The organism is Oscillibacter sp., assembly GCF_040505565.1.
Classification (GTDB): Bacteria; Bacillota; Clostridia; order Oscillospirales; family Oscillospiraceae; genus Oscillibacter.
Genome location: NZ_JBEUWZ010000011.1, coordinates 61,465 through 83,104, shown reverse-complemented (window position 1 = coordinate 83,104; position 21,640 = coordinate 61,465). Strand labels below are relative to the sequence as shown.

The following is a 21,640-nucleotide window of genomic DNA, read 5'->3' as shown; positions in this document are numbered from 1 at the left end:
AGGAGGTTCTATTTTGAATTTACTCTTTGTAGTTGGCGGTCTTCTGGTAATTGGACTGTTCTTTATTTTGGCGGATGTGCTAAAGCTCCCCACGCTGAAAGCGGCGAAAGCCATGCTGGGTGCGGGCAAGGAAAGCAAAAAAGCCTCCAAAACGTTGGAGGCCTGGCTGATGTCCGGCGCCGTGAAGCTGGCAAGGCACATCCGCATGGACGAGTACAAAAGGGCGCGGATGGCGAATGTGCTGAAGGCGGCCGGTTATTCCATGACCCCGGAGGTGTACACAGCCTACGCCCTGACAAAATCCGGCGCCATCCTGCTGGGCGTGATCCCATGCCTGCTTCTGCTGCCTCTGTTGACCCCGCTGGTGGTTATCCTCGCCGTCCTGTCGTATTTTAAGGAAGCGCGCAAGGCGGACGAGCAGCTTAAAACAAAGCGGGATCAGATCGAAGGCGAGCTGCCCCGGTTCGTAGCGACCGTGGAGCAGAGCCTGAAGGCCAGCCGGGACGTGCTGGCAATGCTGGAAGCCTACAAGAAAAACGCGGGCCCCGCCTTCGCCCATGAGCTGGACGTGCTGACGGCCGACATGCGCTCCTCCTCCTACGAGGCGGCGCTCACCCGGTTCGAGGCAAGGTTCAATTCCCCTATGCTTTCCGACGTGGTGCGCGGGTTGATCGGCGTCCTGCGCGGCGACGACAGCGCCGTGTATTTTCAGATGCTGTCCCACGATTTCAAGGCGCTGGAGCTTCAGCGCTTAAAAGGCCGGGCACAGAAAATCCCGCCAAAAATCCGCGTGTTTTCCTTCGTGATGCTGATGTGTTTTCTTTTGACTTATATGGTCATCATCGCGGTGCAGATCATGGATTCTCTCGGCACCATGTTTTAACAAGGAGGGTTTTGTATGGATCAAAATGAAAAACAATTGGAGAAAAAACTGCGTGACCGGATCGAGGCCAACTACCGCTCCTATATCCAGCAGCTCCAAAGCAGGCCCGCTCCCGACCTGATCGAACAGGCCGCGGAAATCGCCTCGGTAAAGCTGGTGTATGACGAACTTATGGATTGCTGCAATCCCGGTGACGCGGAATACCTGCTCCGGTTTGAAAACCCGCTGCGGCTGGTGAGTGACCAGTGGCTGGCTGAGCAGAACGTGTCGCACAGCGACGAGCTCGGGCATGTGCTCTGGAGCATCACCGACAAGGGGCTTGGCGAGGGCGAATACGCCATGCTGGATGCGGTGCAGGATGGCCCGGAAACGGCCGGGCTTGATCAGGGGGTACAGCTATGCTGAAGCTCCTCCGCTCCCGGCGCGGCGAGGGATATATCGACACAGCGGTGATGATTCTCTGCGCCATGCTGGTGATCGCGGTGGCGATGAGCGTCCTGCCGGTGTTTGTCACCAAAAACAGGCTGGACACCTATGCCTCCGAGCTGTGCCGTGAAGCGGAAATTCAAGGATGCGTCGGAACGGAAACAGCACGTCGGGCGCAGGTGCTGACCGAGCAGACCGGCCTCGAGCCGGACATCTCATGGTCGAAGACCGGAAAGATTCAACTCAACGAGGAATTCACCGTTACCGTCTCCGTGCGGGCCGATATCGGGCTGTTCGGCGGGTTCGGGAGCTTTCCCGTTACGCTGACGTCGAAAGCGTCGGGCAAAAGCGAGGTGTACTGGAAGTGACATCCAAAAAATTCTGTGCTATACTCAAAAGCAATAGAGGATCGGCCTTTCCGCTCACCATCGCGGTGACGCTGGCGCTTTTGCTGCTTCTCTGCGTCGCTTCCGAGGGCATACGACTGATGATCATCGCCCAGGGCGTGCGGGACGCGGTGCAGTCCGCCGTGATCTCAACCGTAAATGACAGCTATGACAATGTATATCACGGCGTGCGGGAGGGCTATTCCGGCGCTTACCAACTCTCGGCGGACGACTTCGAGGAAAGCCTCGATTACGGCGATATTTACGGACGGCTGGACAATCTGCTGGAACTCCGGCAGGAGAATGGATATCATGTGAAATACGCCGGGGACGAAGCCGAGTTTCGGTTGTCAAACCTGTCCGTCAATCTCAGGAACATGCCGCTGGCACCGTCCGATCCGGACAACGCGAACGGTTATCTGGCCGACGCGGTGATCCGATTGGAGGTTCCCGTGCGGTTTGGAGGGAATATCCTGCCGCCCATGACGATCAGCCTCAAGGTACAGGCAAAATATATGCCTTTATTCTGACTATTTCACGCGTGCCCCATAGACTTTCGAAACCGTCTGTGGTACTGTGTGATACTGAAAAAAGTCGATGAATCAACAACATGAAAAAGGAGGGTATCTCATATGAAACTGACAGATAAAACAAAAAAACGGCTCACGCTTGCCGGGCTCGGCGTTTTGAGCATTGTGCTGGTCGTCGCTATCGCCGCGCAGTTCAGAACGGGGACGCCCATGGATGGGAAAGGGAACGCCTCCTCCGCCGCGTCGGATGCCTCGGTTCCTTCAATCTCCGCTCCAGAAACCACGGGCTCTTCACCGGACGTCAGCGTCCCGGTTGTTTCCGCGCCGGACACGGCTTCTCAGAATGGCGGCGCCGAAGATACCGGGGATTCCAGCGGCACGGACCAGAGCATTCAGGCACCGGTGACCAAACCGTCCGAGCCTTCGTCGGAAGCGAAAACGAACCCCAATCAGACGCCGGACGGTAAAAAGACAACGAAAACCGATGGCGGAACGCCGACCGCGAATTCCTCCTCCGAACCATCGACACCGAAGGCCGGAGATAAGAACAGCAAAGGTCAAGTTTATTTCCCCGGCTTTGGATGGGTTGATGACGAAGGCGGCGGTACATCGGGAACAACCGCCGGTGATATGTACGAAAACGGCAATAAGATCGGCAACATGAATTAGCTCGATATCACGATATTACGGAAAGCACGGCTTCGGCCGTGCTTTTTCGTTTGGAAGGAGGATTTCATGAAACGAATCATCAGCCTTTTTTTAGCGTTTGTACTGATGATTTCCGTATTCCTGCCGATGAACGCCTATGCCATCGGAGACGGGAATGTGGATGGCGGCGGAGGTGGGATGGGAGACGGAACTAACACGGATTTCTGGAACACCGGCGACGAGGGAGTACGGGTAACGGTCATCCGGGCCAACGATCATGCGGTTGTGACAACGCCGGTCGATTTAACGAACAGGACCCCAGCCGGAACAATATGGCACTTTGGAAAGGTGTGCAAAATCTCTTATAATAGAGGGCAAACTTTAACACCAAGGACCGGAAACTATTCTTATGTAAACCCGTCTCAGGCTCTGCCCAAGATCATCAGCACATCCGGAGGAAACGGTAACATCGCCGCGATCAAGAGCTATTTCACTGACGAGCAGGTAATTCGGAGTATCGCGAACCTAACCGGAATGAACTTTAATGTCCTGATCAACGGGCAGTACAAGCTGCTTCTGGAGCCCATCGCATATATGACGTTCGGCGGTGTCAAATACGCCATGACCGCCACGGAGGCCGCGCTGTTCGATCAGCAGCTCGGGGGCGGCCTGCGGAGCAAGATGGTCTCTCTCAGCCACAAAAACCTGCCGCTAGCGATGTTCTTGGAAACCCCGGATCTCGGCTACCCGGCGTGGGGCGGTTCCACGACCAGGGCGGCGTCGGACACGGATATCATCTCATCACTTGGCCTTGGCATCGTGCGGTTCAGCGAAGCGGAACCGCCTACGATCAGTACAACAAATTATGAATACCGCGTCAACACGGAGGTCATCACATCCGTGACGGTGCGGGGCGGGCAGTCCGATCCGAACAATCCCGTCACAGTGCGTTTCACTATTGGGGGCCAGACTTACACCGTAGGCGGCGTCTACTACCCAGATGGCGACAGCCAGCTGGCGTGGGTGCGCTGGACAACCCCATCCACTCCGCAGACCATGACCATCCGCGTGTCGGTGAACGGCGGCGGCTCGGCAAGCGAGGGAACCATCACCGCAAAAATTACGGATCTCTCCGGACACGATCCACCCGATCCGGTGGCGGATGACCGGAACGACTCCTACGCCGCGTCACCTGTCCCCAATAATACGCAGAAAACTTCGGCGTCCTGGGGAGTCTGGTGCCCGTCATGGCACGCGAATTGGGTCTGGATTTCCACAGGAGAGGACTCCGGCTATTGGGAAGACACTGGATGGTGGGACTTTAACTGGACTTCTTATTCCGCGAGCCTGACCGCTTCCATGAGCATTACGCCGGATGCGAAAGATCCCACGGCATCGGGCAAAGTCCTGAAAAGCGGCTATGGGATCAACCAGACAACGACTGCCAGAGTAAGCACCGGCCAGTCTTCGGCGGTGACGGACGCGCAGACCGCCGTCACGTACTTTCCGGAATTCGGGTACCAATCATTCTGGCGGCTACTGGAACAGACGCGCTCCGGATATAACGCAGAATTTGAGTTTGCATCAAACAAATATTCGACTTACAAACGCCGGACGCACTTCACGCCGATTTGGATGCCGGACGGCAGCTACACGCCCTATACCTATCTGGAGGACTGCTGGACGCCCGCGGGGATGCTCAGCATGAACCTCACCGACTCGGTAACGATACGGGGCAGCCTTTGGAGCGACTGGCACATCACGCCTGTAAAGCCATAGCAACAGAAAAGAAAAAGGATCGCGGAGCAGGAGCTTCAGCGGTCTTTTTTCTTGCACAAAATTATTTGAAAGGTGGAAAATCCATGAAAACGAAACGTATTTTCGCGGTTCTGTGTGTGGTTCTCATCCTGACCTGCCTCTTTGGAACGACCGCGTATGCTGCGGGAAGCGGCGATGTGGCGGGAGCCGTGGAAGGCACTTGGAAAACAGCGTCACAGCAGATAAAGACTGTTGTCAACAGCGTGGTATTCCCAGCAATCGACCTGATTCTGGCCGTGTTTTTCTTCGCCAAATTAGGCACGGCTTATTTCGACTATAGAAAACACGGGCAATTTGAGTGGGCGGCGCCGGCAATCCTATTCGCCTGTCTGGTGTTTACATTGACGGCGCCGCTATATATTTGGAGCGTAGTTGGGATGTGATATATGAAAGCAGTCCGGCTCCAAGAAAGCCGGACTGCTTAAAATGGTATTGAATTTCAATTGGTCACTTTAATTTTGAAAGAAAATCCTGCAATTCAGGTCCGTTGTGAACAGGTGAACCATGCGAAGGACATAACCATTCAAATTCCAAGTTTTTGAGCATGGAGAGTGATTTTATTACTTCATCCTGATTCCAGTTCATAAATCCAGGGAAAAGTGCAAAGCGGCCATGGATAAATTTAAACAGATCGCCTGTAAAAACAATGTCCCGAACCTGAAAAATAGTATGTCCCGGCGTATGCCCGGGCGCACGCAGAATATGTATATCGCTGTAAGGCCAACCGGCGCTATAAGTTCCGCTGACGGCAGATTTTCGCGGCCTTATGATGGTTTCAATCAGATGCTTTACACCTGGACGCCTTTTCTCACCAATGATGTAGGGAATGTCTTCCGAAGGTGCCCACAGCTCGGCACCGGTGGCTTCCTGCAATTGCTTTGCATTTCCGATATGGTCTACGTCATGATGTGTGAGCAGAATCATGCGAATATCGTCGGGGCAAGTGCCGAGGCTTCGGATTTCTTCCAATATTTTTTTTGAAAGCCCCGGCATTCCCGTATCGATTAAAAACGTTTCATCCGTCCTGACTAAAAAAACATGGCTGCGTTTAGCAGCTTCCAGTTGAAAAACATTCTCGGTAATTTTCAAAGATATTCCTCCAATCAGCATGCGAACAATATTCCGATCGTTCATATACACTATTTAAACATCAGCATACCGCCCATGACAACGATCATTATGAAAAGCACCGGCTGGAGAACCTTCTCCAGCTTTTTCTTGTCCGCCCGTTTCAGGAGGAACGGCCCGGCGAGCGCGCCGCACATGGTGCCGATGGCCAGAAGCCCGACAAGCTGCCAGTCGATATTCCCAACGCTGAGATGCGCGAGAAAACCTGTCACCGCGATTCCGAACAGCACCAGAACCGAGGTGCCAACGGTCTCCAGTGCCGGACAGCCCAGGATCATCAGGCCCGCGACAATCGGACCGCCGCCGCTTAAACCCACCAGTCCGGACATGATTCCGCCGAGCAGTCCGAAGCAAACAGCCTTTATGGTGTTAGCCTTTTTTATTTGGGCAGAGTCCTGTTCCGCTGTTTTGCCGTGCTTTTTTCGCAGGAAGGAGATTAGCATCTGCAGGGCAAGCAGAAGTAGGATGATTCCGGTTAGTTTGTTATAAAGGCCCTGCGGCAGAAAACCGGAACACAGCGAACCGATGACGGAGCCGACCGCGCCGCTTACGAGCATTGTAATGCCGAACCGCAGATTCATGTTTCCGGCCTTCCAATGGGAAAACGCCCCCACCGCCGTGGTAGGGATCGTGGTAGCAAGCGAGGTTGATGCCGCAATAGCAGGCGAAATGTGAAAGAACACCGTCAGAATCCCAACATAGACGGCTCCGCCGCCTCCGCCGAGAGAAACAATCAGCAAGCCTACGACAAACCCAACAATGGGTAAGGCAATATAAGTACCCATATCAATCACTCTTTTCCATACTTAAAGATGAAATCAACCGAAAAGCAAGCTGTCGATAACTTTCGTCGACGTCCGCACCATTTCCACGGAAAAATCCAGCCGCTTCCAGAGAAACAAACCCATGGAGCGCACTGCGGAAACCACGGACAAAATGGATCGTTTCCTCTTCCCCTAAGTGATACGGCTCCATCACCTGATACAGAATCCGGACAACGGTGTGCCCCTTCTCCTGAACATCGCTGTCGCCGCAGTCCGGGAAGCGCAGGATTGCCTTGTAAAGCTCCGGATTTTCTTTCGCGTAGCTCCGATATGCCAGGGCGATTGCCAGTAACGCGTCGCCCTCGGACCGGCCGACCGCCGCGCCGCGGATTGCTTCTTCCAGCCTGCCGAGGGCAAGCTTCGCAATTCCTGTGGAGAGCTCCTGAACTCCGCTCAGATGGTTATAAAGGGACGGCGATTTGACCCCCAGCTTTTCCGCTACCTGAAGCAGAGAGACATTTTCAAGCCCCTTTTCTTCCGCGAGCTCCGCCGCAGTATTCAGGATTGTCTGCGAGTCCAGATTTCTTCTTGTGCCCATTGTGACCACTTCCATAAACTATAATATGCTTATTATAAACTAATGTAATTAGTTTATCAATACCCAATAATAAAAAAGGAGGCGATGTCCGATTGTTCTATCTCTAAGCGCCCGCAATCGTTTTGCATTGGAGCCTGCGAAAGCGGGCTCCATATTTTTTGAAGGAGGTGACCTCCCATGTTCATATGGGACTTTGTGGCAAACACCGTGCTGGGGCAGATTCTGGACTGGATCTACAGCCAGATGATCGGATTCCTCGGCAACTTTTTCGCGGCCATGGGCAACATGGGCGCGGACCTGTTCGACATGACATGGGTAAAATCCATCGTCCTGTTTTTTACTTACCTTGGCTGGGCGCTCTACGGGACCGGGCTGGTGGTTTCGGTCTTTGAGTGCGGCATTGAGTACCAGTCCGGCCGGGGAAGCATCAAGGACACCGCGCTCAACAACATCAAGGGTTTTCTCGCGGTCGGCCTTTTCTCCACGGTGCCGGTGGAGCTGTATAAGCTCTCAGTCTCCCTGCAGAGCAGCTTCACGGCTGGCATAACCGGGCTTGGAACCGGCATTGACACCGTAGCCGGAAACATTATCAGCCAGCTGTCCTCCGCGGGGGCGCTGGAGCAGGCCGCGAATGCCGGAGTGTTCGGCGGGATCGGAGGCACGCTCAATCCCATCATGCTGATCTTTATCCTCATCATGATGGGCTACGCCGTGATCAAGGTGTTTTTCGCCAACCTGAAGCGCGGCGGTATCCTGCTCATCCAGATCGCGGTGGGCAGCCTGTACATGTTCAGCGTCCCGAGAGGATATCTGGACGGATTCGTGAGCTGGTGCAAGCAGATCATCGGGCTGTGCCTGACCGCATTTTTACAATCTACCATCCTCATTGCGGGGCTGATGGTGCTGAAGGATCACGTCCTGCTGGGGCTTGGCCTGATGCTGGCGGCCGGGGAAATTCCGCGCATCGCTGGAGCGTTCGGATTGGACACCAGCACCAGAGCCAACTTCATGAGCGCCGTCTACGCCGGTCAGACCGCGATGAACATCACCCGCACCATTGTGAAGGCGGTGGCGAAATGAGGCTGGTATATATCTGCTCTCCCTACGCGGGGGATGTTGAAAGCAACGTCCGGTTTGCCAAAGCCGCCTGCCGATATGCGATGAAACAGGGCTGCGCGCCTGTCGCCGTTCATCTGCTGTATCCGCAGATTCTGAACGATGCCGTTCCCTCCGAGAGAAAAGCCGGTATCCGGATGGGGCTGCGGGTGCTGGTTTCCTGTGAGGAACTGTGGGTTTGCGGCGGCACCGTCAGCCATGGAATGAGCTGTGAGATCGCAAAAGCCGCACGATTGGGAATCCCCGTTCGATACCTGTCTGCGGAGCAGATTCAAAGCGAAGCTCCCGTAAGGCAATACGGCGTTCTGGCGCGCCGGAGCGCCGCGTCAATCTGCGGAGCGGCGGAAAACTGGCTCCAGCAGGACGGAAGGCCCATGACATTCGGCACTTATGAAGAAGCTGCGGCGGAAGCCGAGCGGCTGAACGACCGAATGGGGCCTGTCAACCGAACCGTCGAGTATTTTCCAAAAGAAACGGAGGCTGTGCCGGAGGAAACGCCTTCCTTCGGCATGGAACTGCGCCTGTGACCGCGCCGCTGACCCTTGGCAGCCTGTTTGACGGGATCGGCGGATTTCCGCTGGCAGGCGTCCGGCAGGGGTTCACTCCTGTGTGGGCCAGCGAGATCGAACCGTTCCCGATGAAAGTTACAAAAATACGGTTTCCGGATATGCTCCCTGTCGGCGACATCATGAAGCTGAAGGGCTCGGAGCTGACCCCCGTGGATGTGGTCTGCGGCGGGAGCCCGTGCCAGGATCTCAGCGTGGCAAACGGCAGGCGTCTCGGACTTCAGGGCGAACGCTCCGGCCTGTTCATGGAGCAAATTCGGATCATCAAGGAGATGAGAGCGCATGACAAAGCAAACGGAAGGCCAGCTGACGCTGTTCGACCTCGGTATATGGTCTGGGAAAATGTGCCTGGAGCCTTCTCCTGCTCAGGAGGCGAGGATTTCCGGGCGGTTCTCGAAGAAACCTGCCGAGTTGCTGACAACACCGTATCTGTACCTCGACCTCCGGGAGGGGTATGGCAATCTGCTGGGGCCATATTGGGAGATCAATTCTCCGTTGCTTGGAGAGTATACGACGCTCAATACTGGAATGTCCCGCAACGGCGCAGGCGCATCTTCCTTGTCGCGGATTTTGGAGGCCGAACCGCCCCAAAAGTACTATTTGAGCAGGACCGCCTGCCTGGGAATTCTGCGGCGGGCGAGAAAGCGCGGCAAGGAGTTGCCCCCGGTGCTGAAGCAGGCGCTGGAGCTTCAGGCGGGAATCCGGTCGGAGGATGCCTGACATCATGGGATGTACAAAGCCACCGGATATATGAAAGCGAGGGCGTCTGGCCCTCCCTGTACAGCGGCGGCGGTGGCGGGCACGGCTATGTATCCACAGAAAAAGAAAAAACGGAACCTTCGGAGGGCGGACCCATGGCTTTTGCGTGCAATCAGCGCGATGAGGCTCGGAACTTGCACGATGTGTCCGGGGCAATACAGGCCCAGCCCGGTATGAAGCAGCAGACTTTTATAGCCGAGACACCGCAGCAGGAGAATGCGAACTGCCTAACGCCATGGGATACCCAGCAGGGCCGAGTTTTTACAGAAAAAAGCGTTGCGCCTACGCTGGCCGGCGCCGATGGAGGCGGCGGCAGAAATCCGGGCGGGCTTTTGTTTACGGCGGCGTTCAGCGCGGGGGCCGGTTCGTCCGCAGGAGGGATCGGCTATCAGGAGGAATGTGCGCCGACCTTGAAGGCGACGGCAAGCGGAAGCATGATGCCCTCCGTGCTGTGCCTGAACGACCAGGGCGGCAACCGCATGGATGTTTCCGAAGACGTCGCCGCGACGCTCCGCTCGCAGGAACACGGCCATTCGCCGCTTGTCATGGGAAACCAGCCGGAGCTGTTTGAGAATTATGGGATCGACTCGCGTTACACGGGACCGCACAAGGTAGCGCCCACCATGTCCGCGAGATACGGGACCGGCGGGAACAACGTCCCTTTAATCTCCCAGCCGTCTGCGTTTCTGGCGGACTCGGGCGAAGACTCGGCGCCTGCCGAAACCTACTGCATTGCCGGAAATATCATCGACCGCCAGGACAAAAACGGCGGGAACGGTATCGGCGTCCAGCCGGATATCAGCTATACCGTCACGGCCACCGACCGGCACTGCGTGTTTTCCCAGCAGCGCAGCGACGAGTACGCGCCGAACGAGGTGGTAAGCACCGAGAGCGCCCGGCAGTATAAGGACGCCACCGACCTCGTGTGTGAAACGAGCCAAGCCGGGGCGCCTGAACCTCGCGGTGCGCCAGCCGAACCACATGTGCATCCCTATCGCATCCGCAAGCTGATCCGAAGGCTAACCCCGTTGGAATGCGAACGGCTACAGGGTTTTCCGGATCACTGGACGGACATCCCCGGCGCTTCGGACAGCGCCAGATATAAAGCTCTTGGTAACAGCGTGGCGATACCCTGCGTGGAGCATGTGCTCCGGGGAGTCGCTTATTTTTTACGCAAATTCAAGGAGGAATCATCATGTACATCTATCCGGACAACCTGAAATCCAAGGCGACGCTGTGGCTGTGGCAGCTCCGGGACATCGGGATCATCGGCGTGGGCCTGCTGCTCTCTGTGTTTGCGCTGGCACAGCTCCGGTTCCTGCCGCCCATTGTCATCACGGCTCTCTACGCGTTTCTGACGATCCGTTTTGATGATACCAGCATCCTCGACTTTATCAAAAACGCCTGCTCTTTCTTCTTCGCAAGGCAGCAGGTCTACGAATGGGGGTATGGAAAACATGAATAAGGCAGAAAAGAAAAACGCAAGGCAAAAACAATATACCCGTCAGCTCATCAACACGAAGGCCGTCACCGATTACAGTCTTGCGACCAGCCGCGGCGACGAGCTGGTGTATTTTATTATCAAGCCCACCAACATCTCCGTGCTTTCCGAGGAAAGCGTCTCGGCCCGAATTTATGCTTTGATGACCGTGCTCAAGGGCATCGCGGAGCTGGAATTTCTGTGCCTGAACAGTCGGGAAAACTTTGAAGACAACAAGCAGTTTCTCCGGACACGGCTGGAGCAGGAGAACCATCCCGCTGTGCGGCAGCTTCTGGAGCAGGATCTCTCCCAGCTCGACCGGATGCAGGTACAGATGGCGACGTCCAGAGAATTTCTGGTGGTGATCCGGCTCCGGAATGAAAAGCAGAGCGAAGTGTTCTCCTACCTGAACCGCATAGAAAAAACCCTGCGTGAGCAGGGCTTTTCCACAAAACGCGCCGGCAAGGAGGACATCAAGCGTATTCTCGCCATTTATTTCGAGCAGAATGTTACAACGGAAAAATTTGAGGACTACGACGGAGAGCGCTGGATCGTGCCGGAGGACTGACAGCTTATTTCAGCTTTTCGGAACAATCATCCATCAGAAGCTGAAACACCTGTTTCCCCGTCTCGCTGTCCTCATAAACCAGGCTGTCCAGCAAGGCGCAGGAGAGCCCATAGGAAAATCCCATGGAAGCAGGGACGGCAAGAAATTGCTCCTTCAGCATCCGGTTAATCCGCTCCATCGGGGGCTCTCCGACGACAGCGGAAATTCTGTCATACAGCATGTTCAGATCAGCGTTTTGGAGAACTTCGCTGATGCTATCCCTTTTATCCGACAGGAACCGGGACATGGCGTATTGGAGGAATTTCTCCGCCAGCAGCGCGTAATGCCGGTTCACGACAGTAAACCGCTGTGCAGATTGATCCGAATGTTCCTCAAAATTCTGCTTTACCTCCGGGTAAAAGGGATGTTCCTCTGCCTCTGCGCCGGTGTTGGTCAGTTGGAACGGGCGGTGCTTGTGCTCAGACGAATTTCCTGAGACTGCATCCAGAGCATAAAAGCACAGGTCTCTCAGCTCCGATGACACCTCATACCCGTCTGACACAGCCTCCTGACTGGAGGAAGCGATGACCGCTTGAAAGAAATGGGACAGGTAGCTCTCCACCAGATATCCCTCCCCGCCGAGCTTCGTCCGGATATCCGTGGTAAGCAGCAGGAGATCCGTGATGGAACTGGGCTGTTCAGTTTCCTTGGAAACCAGCAGATCCTCAGGATTCTGAAAAATGTTCATTTTTACCCCGACCTTTCTTTGAAGTCGGGAATCTCCGGCGCTTAAAAGTGCGGGCAAAGGCGGGGCTTCTCTGCCCGCTACCCTTGCACGCGCGAAAGATTCTTCTTGTGCCGCCACAAAAAACAAGGTACAATAGCCTTGTCGTGGTGCCGTTTACGGTTGTGCAGGGTGGTATGTTCACCTTTGCGCAGGGCTGATATGTTCTCAGCATATCAGCCTGCCATGACGCTTTTATTTTTCCGGGCAACTCCCGTTGGTGTCTATATCAACTCTGATCAAAAGAAAAGTCAAGGGCCTTGTGAGAGACGGCAAAAAAATTGGGAAGTCAAGAGCATAAGCTCTCAGCTTCTCATTTTGCTCCATAATGATCAGTTGGGCTTATACTAAATTACATGAGTTGGGCGCATAATGCTATCATTTTCATCCACAATTAATTTTCCTTCTAAATATTTATCAAATATTGATAAGCAAGGAAAACTAACCACTCCATCATCATCTTGAAACTCTATATCTAAAGGCTTTGAAGAAACAAAAAGAAAATGCGCTTTTACTGATTTTTGAGCCCCAATAAAAGTTTCCATCTTTTGTGGTTCACTAAGCACTAAGTCATATCTTCTTCTACAGTGGTCATAATATCCATCAGTTTTATAGAGCTTTTCATAGTCAGATATAATCCCGCTATTATTTAATGAATCAGAGAAAAATTTGGCTTCAATCAGGAATAACTCATTTGTTTCCTTTGTATAAAAAATTAAATCAAAATCACCGTAATTGATGGGCTTGCTTCCGAAAATTCTGTCATATTGAACATCAATCTCATCAAAGTAAGCTGTGTAATGATTTCTCAGCTTTTCTCTGAGAATATCAACTAACTTTACTGACAGTTCTTCATTACGCTTTTCAATAGTTGCAGTTAATTTGTCTTTGCAATTCGAGTAACTCATTCCACCATTATTAAAAATTGATACCCAAAGTTGCTTGGCCTGCTCAATAGCACAATACGAAATATTAACCCGGTCATTATCTAAACAAATAAATGGTCTTAACTCGTGTCTATACTTATTTGAATTCATCACCCAAATAATAGGGTCATTCTTTCTCACTTGATCTTTAACGTTCTCCTTTGTTAAAACAAATGTATTAAAAAATGCATTTCCGTCAACCAAGTTATTAGAATACTGTCCCACTTCGCCTATGAACTGGTCTTTATCAATAATTGTCATAGCTATTTTTCCATCTGATAACATATATTTTTGAAAAGAACTCATTACTTTTAATGAGTTAATAAACTTAATATTATACTCTTCGAAAAATCCTTTGCCAAATACTGATTGATCAGCATTTTTTAGTTCGCCATTTGTGTCGAAAACATTTTGATTTCCCGTCAACAAAGTATTGAAATAAATTATGGGGTGATATTTTATTACCTCCGCAGGAACATCCCTATTTGGAGTAATAGATATTCCATAAAACATTTCCTTATCGCCAAATTTTTGGCTCATTGAGAGTAAGGATAAAGCTTGGGATGCAAGACCATAGATATACATATCCAAAAACAACTCAAAATCAACATCAAACGACTTTGTATCATATTCTTTAGTCAAATCAGTCTGATAAAGAGCACAGTTTTCTAACCATAAATTAACCGCATCAATAACATTGCGAGACATATTACGGTTTTGCTCAAAAGTATCTCCTATTGATGCAGTGCTGACATTTAGTCCAGACATTTCGTGTCGTGCGTTTTTTTGCCGAATATAGAAATGAAAACACTCGTCTAATATTTTGTATAAGTCCTTTATTGTCAGATTAATATTTTCGCACTTCATCCGAATCATCATCTTATCCTGAATACTTCCTGTGATTGTAGATAGTAAAGCAATAGCTTCTGCTCTATTCTCGATGGAGTAGTCATTTCCTCCAAAGTATTCTTTATATTTCGCTCTAACTATTGAATTTGGTACATTAAGCTCAAACCAGAATGGCCTTGTCATAAATATGTAATCCATTGGCTATCTCCTTTTCTCCAAATACGCAAATAATCATCAATTGAGCTATATCATGTTTCGATTATTTCCACGATTAAAATTGCCGATCATATAAAATAACACGAACTTTTGCATTGAGACTATTATACCATATTTTGTTTCAAGAGTGTTCAGCGCCGTCACAGGAATGTGGCGGCTTTTCTTATATTCAGAATCAACTCAGAAAGGAAGAATGCCCTATGGCAAAACAGCCGAAAACCAACGCGCCTGCGCAGGAGGATGCCCGTATTCAGGAATTCCTCGATATGATATCGCCCTCCATCATCAAATTTAGCACCGATTACTTCATCTGCGGCAATACTTTCCGCTGTGTGTGGGCCCTGCGGGAATACCCAACCTCCACGGAAGAACAGGCGATCCTGCGTTATCTTGGGGAAAAAGACGGCGTGACGTTGCACATCTATACCCGTCATGTAACCCCGATTGAAGAAAAGAAAATCATCAGCAACGCGGCCAACAAGAACAGGATGCAGCGCAGTAGCACTCAGGACCTCCAGCAAACCGTCACGGCCGAAAGCAACCTGCAGGACGTCGCTACCATCGTGGCGCAAATGCACCGGAGCAAGGAGCCGCTGGTTCACACGGCGGTGTACATCGAGCTGTCCGCCCACGACCTCGACCAGCTCAAGCTCCTGCAGACGGAGGTTCTGACCGAGTTGGTGCGCTCCAAGCTCAATGTGGACCGTCTTTTACTGCGGCAGCAACAGGGCTTCCTGTCTGTGATGCCCTCCGGATGGAATGTGTTCGGGGATCAGTTCGAACGGGTTCTGCCCGCCAGCTCCGCCGCCAACCTGTACCCGTTCAACTATTCCGGCAAGACCGACCCGAAGGGCTTCTGCTTAGGCCGGGACAAATTTGGCAGCAATATCCTCGTCGATTTCAACCGCCGCTCCGACGACAAGACCAACGCCAATATTCTCATTCTCGGCAACTCCGGCCAAGGCAAAAGCTATCTGCTGAAGCTGATCCTGTGCAGCCTGCGGGAATCCGGCATGCACATTCTGGCCTTAGATCCCGAGATGGAATATGAGGATCTGACCCTGAACCTCGGCGGCTGCTTCATCGACCTGATGAGCGGCGAATTCATCATTAATGTGCTGGAGCCGAAAAGCTGGGACGAGCAGACGGAGCCAGTGCTCAATCCGCACGCGAAAACGTCGCCGGATCAGAGCGCCGACGACGGCGGGTTTGTGCCGGAAGCCTTTCGCAAAAGCAGCAAACTCAGCCAGCATATCAGCTTTCTCAAGGACTTTTTTCGCGCTTACAAGGATTTCACTGACAGGGAAATCGACACCATCGAAATCATGCTGGGCAAGCTCTACGACAAATGGGGTATCACCGACCACAGCAATTTCGACCGCCTCAAGCCGGAGGATTATCCCATCCTGTCCGATCTGTACGATCTCATCGAAGCGGAATATAAGGATTTCGACGAGAGCCGACGCCAGCTTTATACAGCGGACTCCCTGCGGGAAATCTGCCTCGGGCTCCACTCCATGTGCAAAGGAGCGGAGTCCAAATTTTTTAACGGCCACACGAATATCACCAGCAGCGAATTTGTGACCTTCGGTGTGAAGGGTGTGCTCAACGCCAGCAAAAATCTGCGCAACGCCCTGCTATTCAACGTTTTGTCCTACATGAGCAACGAGCTTCTGACCATCGGCAATACAGCGGCCAGCATCGACGAGCTGTACCTGTTTCTCACCAACCTGACCGCCATCGAATATATCCGGAACTGCATGAAACGCGTCCGCAAAAAAGAAAGCGCAGTCATCCTCGCGTCGCAGAATCTGGAGGATTTCAACGTGGAGCACGTCCGCGAATTGACGAAGCCTTTGTTCTCGATTCCTACTCATCAGTTCCTGTTTAACGCCGGTTCCATCGACGCGCGGTTCTACATGGATACGCTCCAGCTGGAGAAATCCGAATACGAGCTGATCCGCTACCCCCAACGCGGCGTGTGCCTCTACAAGTGCGGCAACGAACGGTACAACCTCATGGTTCAGGCGCCGGAGTATAAGGCGGCGCTGTTCGGAAAGGCGGGCGGACGGTGATAAAGCATGGACATGAAGGATCAGCGCTTCGGTATTGAGGTGGAGATGACCGGCCTCACCCGGCAGCAGGCCGCACAGGTGGCCGCTGAGCATTTCGGCTCGTCCGTCCATTTTGACGGTACCTATTACGGGATTTATTCCACGCTGGACAGCGAGGGGCGTCAATGGAAATTCATGAGCGACGGCAGCATCGACACGCAGAAAAAAAGCGGACGGCAGATCGTTTCCGCCGACAGCGACTACAGCGTGGAGATGGTCAGCCCCATCTGTCGCTACGGGGATATCGAAACGATACAGGAGCTCGTGCGGAAGTTGCGTGGGGCCGGGATGTTGGTCAACAGCTCCACCGGCATCCACGTTCATGTGGACGCGTCGCCTCACGACGCGAAGACGCTCCGGAACATTACCAACATCATGGCTTCCAAGGAGGATCTGATTTACAAGGCCCTGCAGGTGGAGGTGGCGCGGGAGCGGCAGTATTGCAAAAAGGTAGATCAGAGCTTCCTCGATGAAATCAACCGGAAGAAACCTAAAACGCTGGACGAGGTCAGCCGCATCTGGTACGGCGGTGAATCCCGCAGCAGCCAGCATTATGACAACAGCCGCTACCACTGCCTGAACCTGCATTCCGTGTTCCAGAAGGGTACGATTGAGTTTCGCCTCTTCAATTCCACCACCCACGCCGGAAAAATCAAGGCGTACATTCAGCTCTGCCTCGCCATCTCCACACAGGCCCTGAACCAGAAGTGCGCCAGTCGGCAGAAAACCCACAGTACCAATGAAAAATACACCTTCCGCACCTGGCTTCTGCGGCTGGGGCTGATCGGGGACGAATTCAAGACCGCCAGGCTTCACCTGCTGGAGCATCTGGACGGGTGCATCGCGTGGAAAGATCCGGAGCAGGCCCTGCGGCAGAAGGAACGGTTAAGGCAGAAAAAAGAAAAAGAGCTGGCCGAGGCCGCGCAGACGGTATCGGGACAGCCGGAACCTACAACTGAAAACGGACAGGAACAGGCCGGGGAGGAAGAAAGCCCCGGCTTTTCTCTGTCCATGTAGAAGGAGGAACCATTTCGATGAAATCCGAAACCCTGTACATCGCCTACGGCAGCAATCTCAACCTGCCGCAGATGGCGTTCCGCTGCCCCACCGCCAAAGTGGTCGGCGTCAGCGAAATCAAGGACTACGAGCTACTGTTCCGCGGCAGCCGGAGCAGCGCGGTTGCTACGGTGGAGCCGTTCCAGGGCTCCAGTGTCCCTGTTCTTCTGTGGAAGTTGAAGGATCAGGATCTGCAGGCCCTTGACCATTATGAAGGCTATCCGAGTTTTTATCGCAAGGAGCTTCTGCCGGTGGAGCTGAACGGAAGAACAGCCTCCGCGATGGTTTACATCATGAACGACGGGCATCACTTCGGGACTCCCTCCGATTATTACCTGAACACTATTCTAGAGGGCTACCGCACCTCTGGCTTCAATACGGATTTTCTGGAACAAGCCGTGGAGAAATCCGTCCGGCTGGCACAGGAGCAGCAGGAAACGGAACCGGAGCAAGGTACGCTGTTCGGACCGAAATGGTGGTAAAGAAACGAGCCATACCATCCGGTACAGCTCGTTTCTCAGCTGTCTCTTAACATCGCCTCAATGGTCGCGTAAAGAATCTGAAGCTGTTTCTCATTGCATTGCCGCATCAGCCGTTCGGTTTTGCGGTAGGTCTCCAGCCCATCCGCCCGTTCCGGAAAGAACAACGTGTCCAGCGACAGGTTCAATGTCCGCACCAGCCGGTACAGAAGCTCTATCGACGGCTTGCGGTGTTCGCTTTCAATATGCTTGACATGCGTCGGCGTAATCCCGACCAGCTCTGCCAATTCCTCCTGCGAAAGGTGTTTTTCCAGACGCGCGGCGCGGATAGCCGATCCAAGCTCACCCTTTTCCAATTCGGTTTTCATAACTATCAGCTCCTTTATATATTAGCTTACAGAGTCTATTTACGGTTGAAAATTAGCTAATAGAGATTTATAATATCTCTTATAGCTAACTATACAAGAATTTATACAGAAGGAGTAAAAAGTATGGGAAATCGATCAGGGAATAGCGAGCTGGATCTTTACCGCACCTGTTGCTTTACGGGGCTACGGCCGCAGAAGCTGCCCTTCGGCTTCGACGAGGGCAACAGGCTGTGCCTGCAAATCAAAGAACGGCTGAAGCAGGAAATAATCCGTCTGATTACGGAGCAGCATGTGACCCATTTCATCAGCGGGATGGCTCTCGGTGTGGACCAATGGACAGCCGAGGTTATCTTGTGTCTGCAGGAGCAGTATCCGGATATCACGCTGGAGTGCGCGCTTCCTTGCGAAACACAGGCGGCCAAGTGGTCGGTAAACCAGCGGGAACGCTATTTTTCCATCGTGGAAAGGTGTTCAAAGGAAACTATGCTGCAGACCAGCTATACGCGCGACTGCATGATAAAACGCAACCGTTACATGGTCGACCGCAGCCGGTATGTGCTGGCTGTTTGGGACGGCTCCAACGGCGGGACGGGCTATACGGTCCGATACGCCCGGAGCCAAAACCGGATCGTACAGATCATCAACCCAACTGAATTATAAAAAAACATACCGCAGAAACAGGGTGCTTCCGGTTGTTCGGAAAACATCCTGTTTCGTGCTGAAAGGGGGAAAATCACTTGGCAGCTCCCGCAATTGCCTTGGCGGTCAAGGCCGCCATCGCCGCCGCCACCGACAAACGAACGTGGAAGGCGGCCGGAATCCTGATCGCCGCCATTCTGACGCCCGTCATTCTGGCAATCGTCCTGATTCTCAGCCTTCTCTCCGGCACCTCCCAGCATAACAACGCCGCCGTTGACCTGTGTTTCAACGGCGGCGCTTTCTCGTCCTCCGCGCCCGCCGAGTATACCGCTCACATCGAGGATATGAGGAACTGTTTTTCTGCGCTGGATCAGGCGATCTCCGGCGCGGAGGCGGAGATGGACGGCGGCACGCTCGACAGCGTCCGGATCAAATCCATTTTTTACGCTCTGAATTTCGGCGCCGACCACTTGTCCCTGTCCGGCGCGGAGGCCAGATCCTTTGTGGACTGCTTCGTCAGATATGAGGAAAGGACCAAAACTGTGAAGGATGAGGCGACCGGCGAGGAAAAAACGGAAACCGAAACGGTCGCCGTTCCGGTCGGTCTGGACACGGCCTACGCGAACCTCTCGACGTCGGGAATCCCGGCTGGCAGCGACGACAGGACCAACGCGCAGAAGATCTATGAAAAGGTTGCCTGTGGCGGATCAGGATCGTATTCCGGCGGAATCGATCGAGGCGGCGGAAACGGAATCGCGCTGGACGGGCTTACCCTGCTCCACCCAGAAACCAAAAACAACCTGGACCTGGTTATCTACGCGAAGAACGCCTATGACTCCGGCTGGGGATATGTGTGGGGCACCTACGGCGATGTCCTGACGGATTCGCTGTTCGCGTCCAAGCTGAAGCAGTACCCGGACGGCGTGGGCAGCTACGCGGATTTCATTCGTGAAAACTGGCTGGGCGGCAGGACAACAGACTGTGTCGGGCTCATCAAAGGCTACGGCTGGTTTGATCCCGGCACGAAAGCCATTGAATACGGGACCAACGGCATGAAGGACGTGGGCGCGGACGGCATGCACAGCGCCGCCATCGTCAAAGGCTCCATGGACACCATGCCCGACACGCCCGGCCTCGCCGTCTGGAAGTCGGGGCACATCGGCGTCTACATCGGAAACGGCGAGGTGGTCGAGGCGATGGGCACGAAATACGGCGTGGTAAAAACAAAGCTGGCGGGCCGCGGCTGGAGCGCGTGGCTGCAGATCCCGTACATCAGCTACATTACGAAATAGGAGGAAAAACAAATGAGCATAACGGAACTGAATCTGTCCTTCCCCACGGAGAAGCTGGACGCTCTCCGCTTTTTTATGGATAAAAAGCAGCAGAGCATTGAGCATGAACTGCAGGATTATCTGGACAAAACCTATGAAAAGCTGGTTCCCGCGCAGGTACGGGAGTATGTGGAGAGCCGCATGGAGCCGGTGTCCGCACAGCGGCAGGAATCCCCGGCGCCAGCCAGAGAGCGCCCCGCGCGCCAGCCCCGCCGTTCCCGGCAGGCGGCATCCGAGGCGGCGTCGGTGCCGGAAGCTCCGCCCGAGCCTGAGGGCCCTGACGAGCAGGAGGGTCAGGGCATGACCTTGAACATGTGATCCACAGAAGAAGGAGGTGCGAGCTATGATCAAGCTCGGTGTGGACAACGGAAACTACAACACTAAATCCTCAGAGGGGATGCTCTATGCCTCCGGCTATGCGGTGAGCGACAAGGAATTCATCACGCCGGAGATGCAGCTTTTCTACGAGGGAAAATATTATGCTGTCGGAGAACGCCGCCTGCGCTTTCAGCAGGATAAAACCAAAGAGCCGGATACCTTCATCCTGACGCTCCCGGCCATCGCGGAAGCGATGAAAAGGACAGGAGCCGTCAATGCGGAAATCATCCTCGGTGTGGGGCTTCCCATCGACAGCTATGGAACGCAGAAGGACGCATTCCGCCGGTATTTTCTGCATGACAATCTCTCGTTTATGTTCGAGGGTACAACTTACCGCTGCCGTATCGCGGACTGTAAAGTGTTCGCCCAGGGGCACGCGGCGCTTTGCCGGTACTATCAACAGCTGAAGGAATACCGGAGTATCACGCTGGTGGATATCGGCGGGTACACCGTGGACGTTCTCACTGTTCACAATTTCAGATTAGACAGATCCAGCTGCGCCAGTCTGCGCATGGGAACCATCACGCTTTACAGCCGGATTCAGGACGCGCTCCAGAAAAACGACATTCTGCTCTCAGACGAGCTCATCACCGACGCCATCCGCGGGCAGATTCAGCACGCCGACCGCGGGCGGATCGATACAGTAGTGAAACAGTCTGTCGCAGTCTACTGCAAGGAGCTGTTCAACGCTCTTCGTGAAAGAGGGCTCGACCTGAAGCTCCCCACCGTGTTCGCGGGTGGCGGCGCGGAGCTGCTGGAATCCCGATTGCGCGGCGAGGGCATCAATACAGTGGCGGTCCTGAACCGATTTGCCAACGCGGACGGGTACCGCCTCCTGATGGGGTGAGCCT

At 53.6% G+C, this 21,640-nt stretch carries 25 protein-coding genes; 19 read left to right on the top strand and 6 right to left on the bottom strand.

Features of this window, described 5'->3' with window-relative positions:
* Positions 1–10 precede the first annotated feature (10 nt).
* From ABWQ15_RS05395 to ABWQ15_RS05365, 7 genes are all read left to right on the top strand, one after another.
* Positions 11–883 (top strand): type II secretion system F family protein, encoded by an 873-nt coding sequence (locus ABWQ15_RS05395; protein WP_187038137.1) that lies wholly within the window; start codon positions 11–13, stop codon positions 881–883.
* 15 nt (positions 884–898) lie between these two features.
* A complete protein-coding gene (locus tag ABWQ15_RS05390; protein ID WP_187034899.1) occupies positions 899–1,288 on the top strand; it encodes a DUF3848 domain-containing protein in 390 nt (129 codons plus the stop codon).
* Positions 1,282–1,677, top strand: coding sequence for a DUF4320 family protein (locus ABWQ15_RS05385; RefSeq protein WP_187034901.1), 396 nt, complete (start codon positions 1,282–1,284; stop codon positions 1,675–1,677). The genes ABWQ15_RS05390 and ABWQ15_RS05385 overlap by 7 nt, the downstream gene beginning before the upstream one ends.
* Complete coding sequence (locus ABWQ15_RS05380; RefSeq protein ID WP_187034903.1) at positions 1,674–2,225, top strand: hypothetical protein; 552 nt, start codon at positions 1,674–1,676, stop codon at positions 2,223–2,225. The genes ABWQ15_RS05385 and ABWQ15_RS05380 overlap by 4 nt, the downstream gene beginning before the upstream one ends.
* 102 nt (positions 2,226–2,327) lie before the next feature.
* A complete protein-coding gene (locus ABWQ15_RS05375) occupies positions 2,328–2,894 on the top strand; it encodes a DUF6550 family protein (protein ID WP_187034905.1) in 567 nt (188 codons plus the stop codon).
* A gap of 66 nt (positions 2,895–2,960) precedes the next feature.
* Positions 2,961–4,652 (top strand): DUF8193 domain-containing protein, encoded by a 1,692-nt coding sequence (locus ABWQ15_RS05370; RefSeq protein ID WP_353907756.1) that lies wholly within the window; start codon positions 2,961–2,963, stop codon positions 4,650–4,652.
* An 83-nt stretch (positions 4,653–4,735) separates the two neighbouring features.
* The gene (locus ABWQ15_RS05365) at positions 4,736–5,074 is read left to right on the top strand and encodes a DUF3852 domain-containing protein (protein WP_187034909.1); all 339 of its coding nucleotides are present in this window, start codon (positions 4,736–4,738) and stop codon (positions 5,072–5,074) included.
* 64 nt (positions 5,075–5,138) lie between these two features.
* Here the strand turns inward: ABWQ15_RS05365 and ABWQ15_RS05360 are convergent, their stop codons facing one another.
* From ABWQ15_RS05360 to ABWQ15_RS05350, 3 genes are read right to left on the bottom strand one after another with little or no spacing between them, the layout of a single operon-like run.
* Positions 5,139–5,780, bottom strand: a complete 642-nt coding sequence (locus ABWQ15_RS05360) for an MBL fold metallo-hydrolase (protein WP_187034911.1) — start codon at positions 5,778–5,780, stop codon at positions 5,139–5,141.
* A 50-nt stretch (positions 5,781–5,830) separates the two neighbouring features.
* Positions 5,831–6,604 carry a sulfite exporter TauE/SafE family protein gene (locus ABWQ15_RS05355; protein WP_187034913.1) on the bottom strand — a complete coding sequence of 258 codons (774 nt, stop codon included), beginning with the start codon at positions 6,602–6,604 and terminating at the stop codon, positions 5,831–5,833.
* Between the two features lies 1 nt (position 6,605).
* The gene (locus ABWQ15_RS05350; protein WP_187034914.1) at positions 6,606–7,181 is read right to left on the bottom strand and encodes a TetR/AcrR family transcriptional regulator; all 576 of its coding nucleotides are present in this window, start codon (positions 7,179–7,181) and stop codon (positions 6,606–6,608) included.
* Between the two features lie 177 nt (positions 7,182–7,358).
* Here ABWQ15_RS05350 and ABWQ15_RS05345 point away from each other — a divergent pair, with 177 nt between their 5' ends.
* From ABWQ15_RS05345 to ABWQ15_RS05325, 5 genes are read left to right on the top strand one after another with little or no spacing between them, the layout of a single operon-like run.
* On the top strand, positions 7,359–8,261 hold the full coding sequence (locus tag ABWQ15_RS05345) for a conjugal transfer protein TrbL family protein (protein ID WP_187034916.1): 903 nt from the start codon (positions 7,359–7,361) through the stop codon (positions 8,259–8,261).
* Positions 8,258–8,824, top strand: coding sequence for a DUF7768 domain-containing protein (locus ABWQ15_RS05340; protein ID WP_187034918.1), 567 nt, complete (start codon positions 8,258–8,260; stop codon positions 8,822–8,824). The genes ABWQ15_RS05345 and ABWQ15_RS05340 overlap by 4 nt, the downstream gene beginning before the upstream one ends.
* Entirely contained in the window at positions 8,821–10,842 is a 2,022-nt protein-coding gene (locus ABWQ15_RS05335; protein ID WP_187034920.1) for a DNA cytosine methyltransferase, read from the top strand. The genes ABWQ15_RS05340 and ABWQ15_RS05335 overlap by 4 nt, the downstream gene beginning before the upstream one ends.
* Entirely contained in the window at positions 10,818–11,087 is a 270-nt protein-coding gene (locus tag ABWQ15_RS05330) for a hypothetical protein (protein ID WP_187034922.1), read from the top strand. The genes ABWQ15_RS05335 and ABWQ15_RS05330 overlap by 25 nt, the downstream gene beginning before the upstream one ends.
* Positions 11,080–11,670, top strand: coding sequence for a hypothetical protein (locus ABWQ15_RS05325; RefSeq protein ID WP_187034924.1), 591 nt, complete (start codon positions 11,080–11,082; stop codon positions 11,668–11,670). Before ABWQ15_RS05330 ends, ABWQ15_RS05325 begins: the two co-directional genes overlap by 8 nt.
* A gap of 4 nt (positions 11,671–11,674) precedes the next feature.
* Here the strand turns inward: ABWQ15_RS05325 and ABWQ15_RS05320 are convergent, their stop codons facing one another.
* The gene (locus ABWQ15_RS05320; protein ID WP_187034926.1) at positions 11,675–12,397 is read right to left on the bottom strand and encodes a hypothetical protein; all 723 of its coding nucleotides are present in this window, start codon (positions 12,395–12,397) and stop codon (positions 11,675–11,677) included.
* Between the two features lie 383 nt (positions 12,398–12,780).
* Entirely contained in the window at positions 12,781–14,406 is a 1,626-nt protein-coding gene (locus ABWQ15_RS05315) for a hypothetical protein (RefSeq protein WP_353907755.1), read from the bottom strand.
* Between the two features lie 218 nt (positions 14,407–14,624).
* Between ABWQ15_RS05315 and ABWQ15_RS05310 the strand changes: the two genes are divergently transcribed.
* The 3 genes from ABWQ15_RS05310 to ABWQ15_RS05300 are packed head-to-tail and all read left to right on the top strand — an operon-like array spanning position 14,625 to position 18,076.
* Positions 14,625–16,499 carry a VirB4 family type IV secretion system protein gene (locus tag ABWQ15_RS05310; protein WP_187034933.1) on the top strand — a complete coding sequence of 625 codons (1,875 nt, stop codon included), beginning with the start codon at positions 14,625–14,627 and terminating at the stop codon, positions 16,497–16,499.
* 6 nt (positions 16,500–16,505) lie between these two features.
* The gene (locus tag ABWQ15_RS05305) at positions 16,506–17,555 is read left to right on the top strand and encodes an amidoligase family protein (protein WP_187034935.1); all 1,050 of its coding nucleotides are present in this window, start codon (positions 16,506–16,508) and stop codon (positions 17,553–17,555) included.
* 17 nt (positions 17,556–17,572) lie between these two features.
* Positions 17,573–18,076: a gamma-glutamylcyclotransferase family protein gene (locus ABWQ15_RS05300; RefSeq protein ID WP_187034937.1), complete on the top strand. Its 504-nt coding sequence runs from the start codon at positions 17,573–17,575 to the stop codon at positions 18,074–18,076.
* Positions 18,077–18,111: 35 nt separating this feature from the next.
* Here the strand turns inward: ABWQ15_RS05300 and ABWQ15_RS05295 are convergent, their stop codons facing one another.
* Complete coding sequence (locus tag ABWQ15_RS05295) at positions 18,112–18,441, bottom strand: helix-turn-helix transcriptional regulator (RefSeq protein WP_187034939.1); 330 nt, start codon at positions 18,439–18,441, stop codon at positions 18,112–18,114.
* 123 nt (positions 18,442–18,564) lie between these two features.
* Between ABWQ15_RS05295 and ABWQ15_RS05290 the strand changes: the two genes are divergently transcribed.
* The 4 genes from ABWQ15_RS05290 (at position 18,565) to ABWQ15_RS05275 (ending at position 21,636) form a co-directional block, all read left to right on the top strand.
* The gene (locus tag ABWQ15_RS05290; protein ID WP_187034941.1) at positions 18,565–19,101 is read left to right on the top strand and encodes an SLOG family protein; all 537 of its coding nucleotides are present in this window, start codon (positions 18,565–18,567) and stop codon (positions 19,099–19,101) included.
* A 77-nt stretch (positions 19,102–19,178) separates the two neighbouring features.
* On the top strand, positions 19,179–20,372 hold the full coding sequence (locus tag ABWQ15_RS05285; protein WP_353907754.1) for a hypothetical protein: 1,194 nt from the start codon (positions 19,179–19,181) through the stop codon (positions 20,370–20,372).
* A 12-nt stretch (positions 20,373–20,384) separates the two neighbouring features.
* The gene (locus ABWQ15_RS05280) at positions 20,385–20,729 is read left to right on the top strand and encodes a DUF6103 family protein (RefSeq protein WP_187034945.1); all 345 of its coding nucleotides are present in this window, start codon (positions 20,385–20,387) and stop codon (positions 20,727–20,729) included.
* Positions 20,730–20,754: 25 nt separating this feature from the next.
* Positions 20,755–21,636 (top strand): ParM/StbA family protein, encoded by an 882-nt coding sequence (locus ABWQ15_RS05275; RefSeq protein WP_187034947.1) that lies wholly within the window; start codon positions 20,755–20,757, stop codon positions 21,634–21,636.
* Positions 21,637–21,640 lie beyond the last annotated feature (4 nt).

Excerpts from the sequence above, each read along its gene's own strand:
- ABWQ15_RS05390 (WP_187034899.1), top strand. The coding sequence starts at position 899 with ATGGATCAAAATGAAAAACAATTGGAGAAAAAACTGCGTGACCGGATC.
- ABWQ15_RS05385 (WP_187034901.1), top strand. The coding sequence starts at position 1,282 with ATGCTGAAGCTCCTCCGCTCCCGGCGCGGCGAGGGATATATCGACACA.
- ABWQ15_RS05375 (WP_187034905.1), top strand. The coding sequence starts at position 2,328 with ATGAAACTGACAGATAAAACAAAAAAACGGCTCACGCTTGCCGGGCTC.
- ABWQ15_RS05370 (WP_353907756.1), top strand. The coding sequence starts at position 2,961 with ATGAAACGAATCATCAGCCTTTTTTTAGCGTTTGTACTGATGATTTCC.
- ABWQ15_RS05365 (WP_187034909.1), top strand. The coding sequence starts at position 4,736 with ATGAAAACGAAACGTATTTTCGCGGTTCTGTGTGTGGTTCTCATCCTG.
- ABWQ15_RS05355 (WP_187034913.1), bottom strand. The coding sequence starts at position 6,604 with ATGGGTACTTATATTGCCTTACCCATTGTTGGGTTTGTCGTAGGCTTG.
- ABWQ15_RS05350 (WP_187034914.1), bottom strand. The coding sequence starts at position 7,181 with ATGGGCACAAGAAGAAATCTGGACTCGCAGACAATCCTGAATACTGCG.
- ABWQ15_RS05345 (WP_187034916.1), top strand. The coding sequence starts at position 7,359 with ATGTTCATATGGGACTTTGTGGCAAACACCGTGCTGGGGCAGATTCTG.
- ABWQ15_RS05340 (WP_187034918.1), top strand. The coding sequence starts at position 8,258 with ATGAGGCTGGTATATATCTGCTCTCCCTACGCGGGGGATGTTGAAAGC.
- ABWQ15_RS05330 (WP_187034922.1), top strand. The coding sequence starts at position 10,818 with ATGTACATCTATCCGGACAACCTGAAATCCAAGGCGACGCTGTGGCTG.
- ABWQ15_RS05325 (WP_187034924.1), top strand. The coding sequence starts at position 11,080 with ATGAATAAGGCAGAAAAGAAAAACGCAAGGCAAAAACAATATACCCGT.
- ABWQ15_RS05320 (WP_187034926.1), bottom strand. The coding sequence starts at position 12,397 with ATGAACATTTTTCAGAATCCTGAGGATCTGCTGGTTTCCAAGGAAACT.
- ABWQ15_RS05315 (WP_353907755.1), bottom strand. The coding sequence starts at position 14,406 with ATGGATTACATATTTATGACAAGGCCATTCTGGTTTGAGCTTAATGTA.
- ABWQ15_RS05310 (WP_187034933.1), top strand. The coding sequence starts at position 14,625 with ATGGCAAAACAGCCGAAAACCAACGCGCCTGCGCAGGAGGATGCCCGT.
- ABWQ15_RS05305 (WP_187034935.1), top strand. The coding sequence starts at position 16,506 with ATGGACATGAAGGATCAGCGCTTCGGTATTGAGGTGGAGATGACCGGC.
- ABWQ15_RS05300 (WP_187034937.1), top strand. The coding sequence starts at position 17,573 with ATGAAATCCGAAACCCTGTACATCGCCTACGGCAGCAATCTCAACCTG.
- ABWQ15_RS05295 (WP_187034939.1), bottom strand. The coding sequence starts at position 18,441 with ATGAAAACCGAATTGGAAAAGGGTGAGCTTGGATCGGCTATCCGCGCC.
- ABWQ15_RS05290 (WP_187034941.1), top strand. The coding sequence starts at position 18,565 with ATGGGAAATCGATCAGGGAATAGCGAGCTGGATCTTTACCGCACCTGT.
- ABWQ15_RS05280 (WP_187034945.1), top strand. The coding sequence starts at position 20,385 with ATGAGCATAACGGAACTGAATCTGTCCTTCCCCACGGAGAAGCTGGAC.
- ABWQ15_RS05275 (WP_187034947.1), top strand. The coding sequence starts at position 20,755 with ATGATCAAGCTCGGTGTGGACAACGGAAACTACAACACTAAATCCTCA.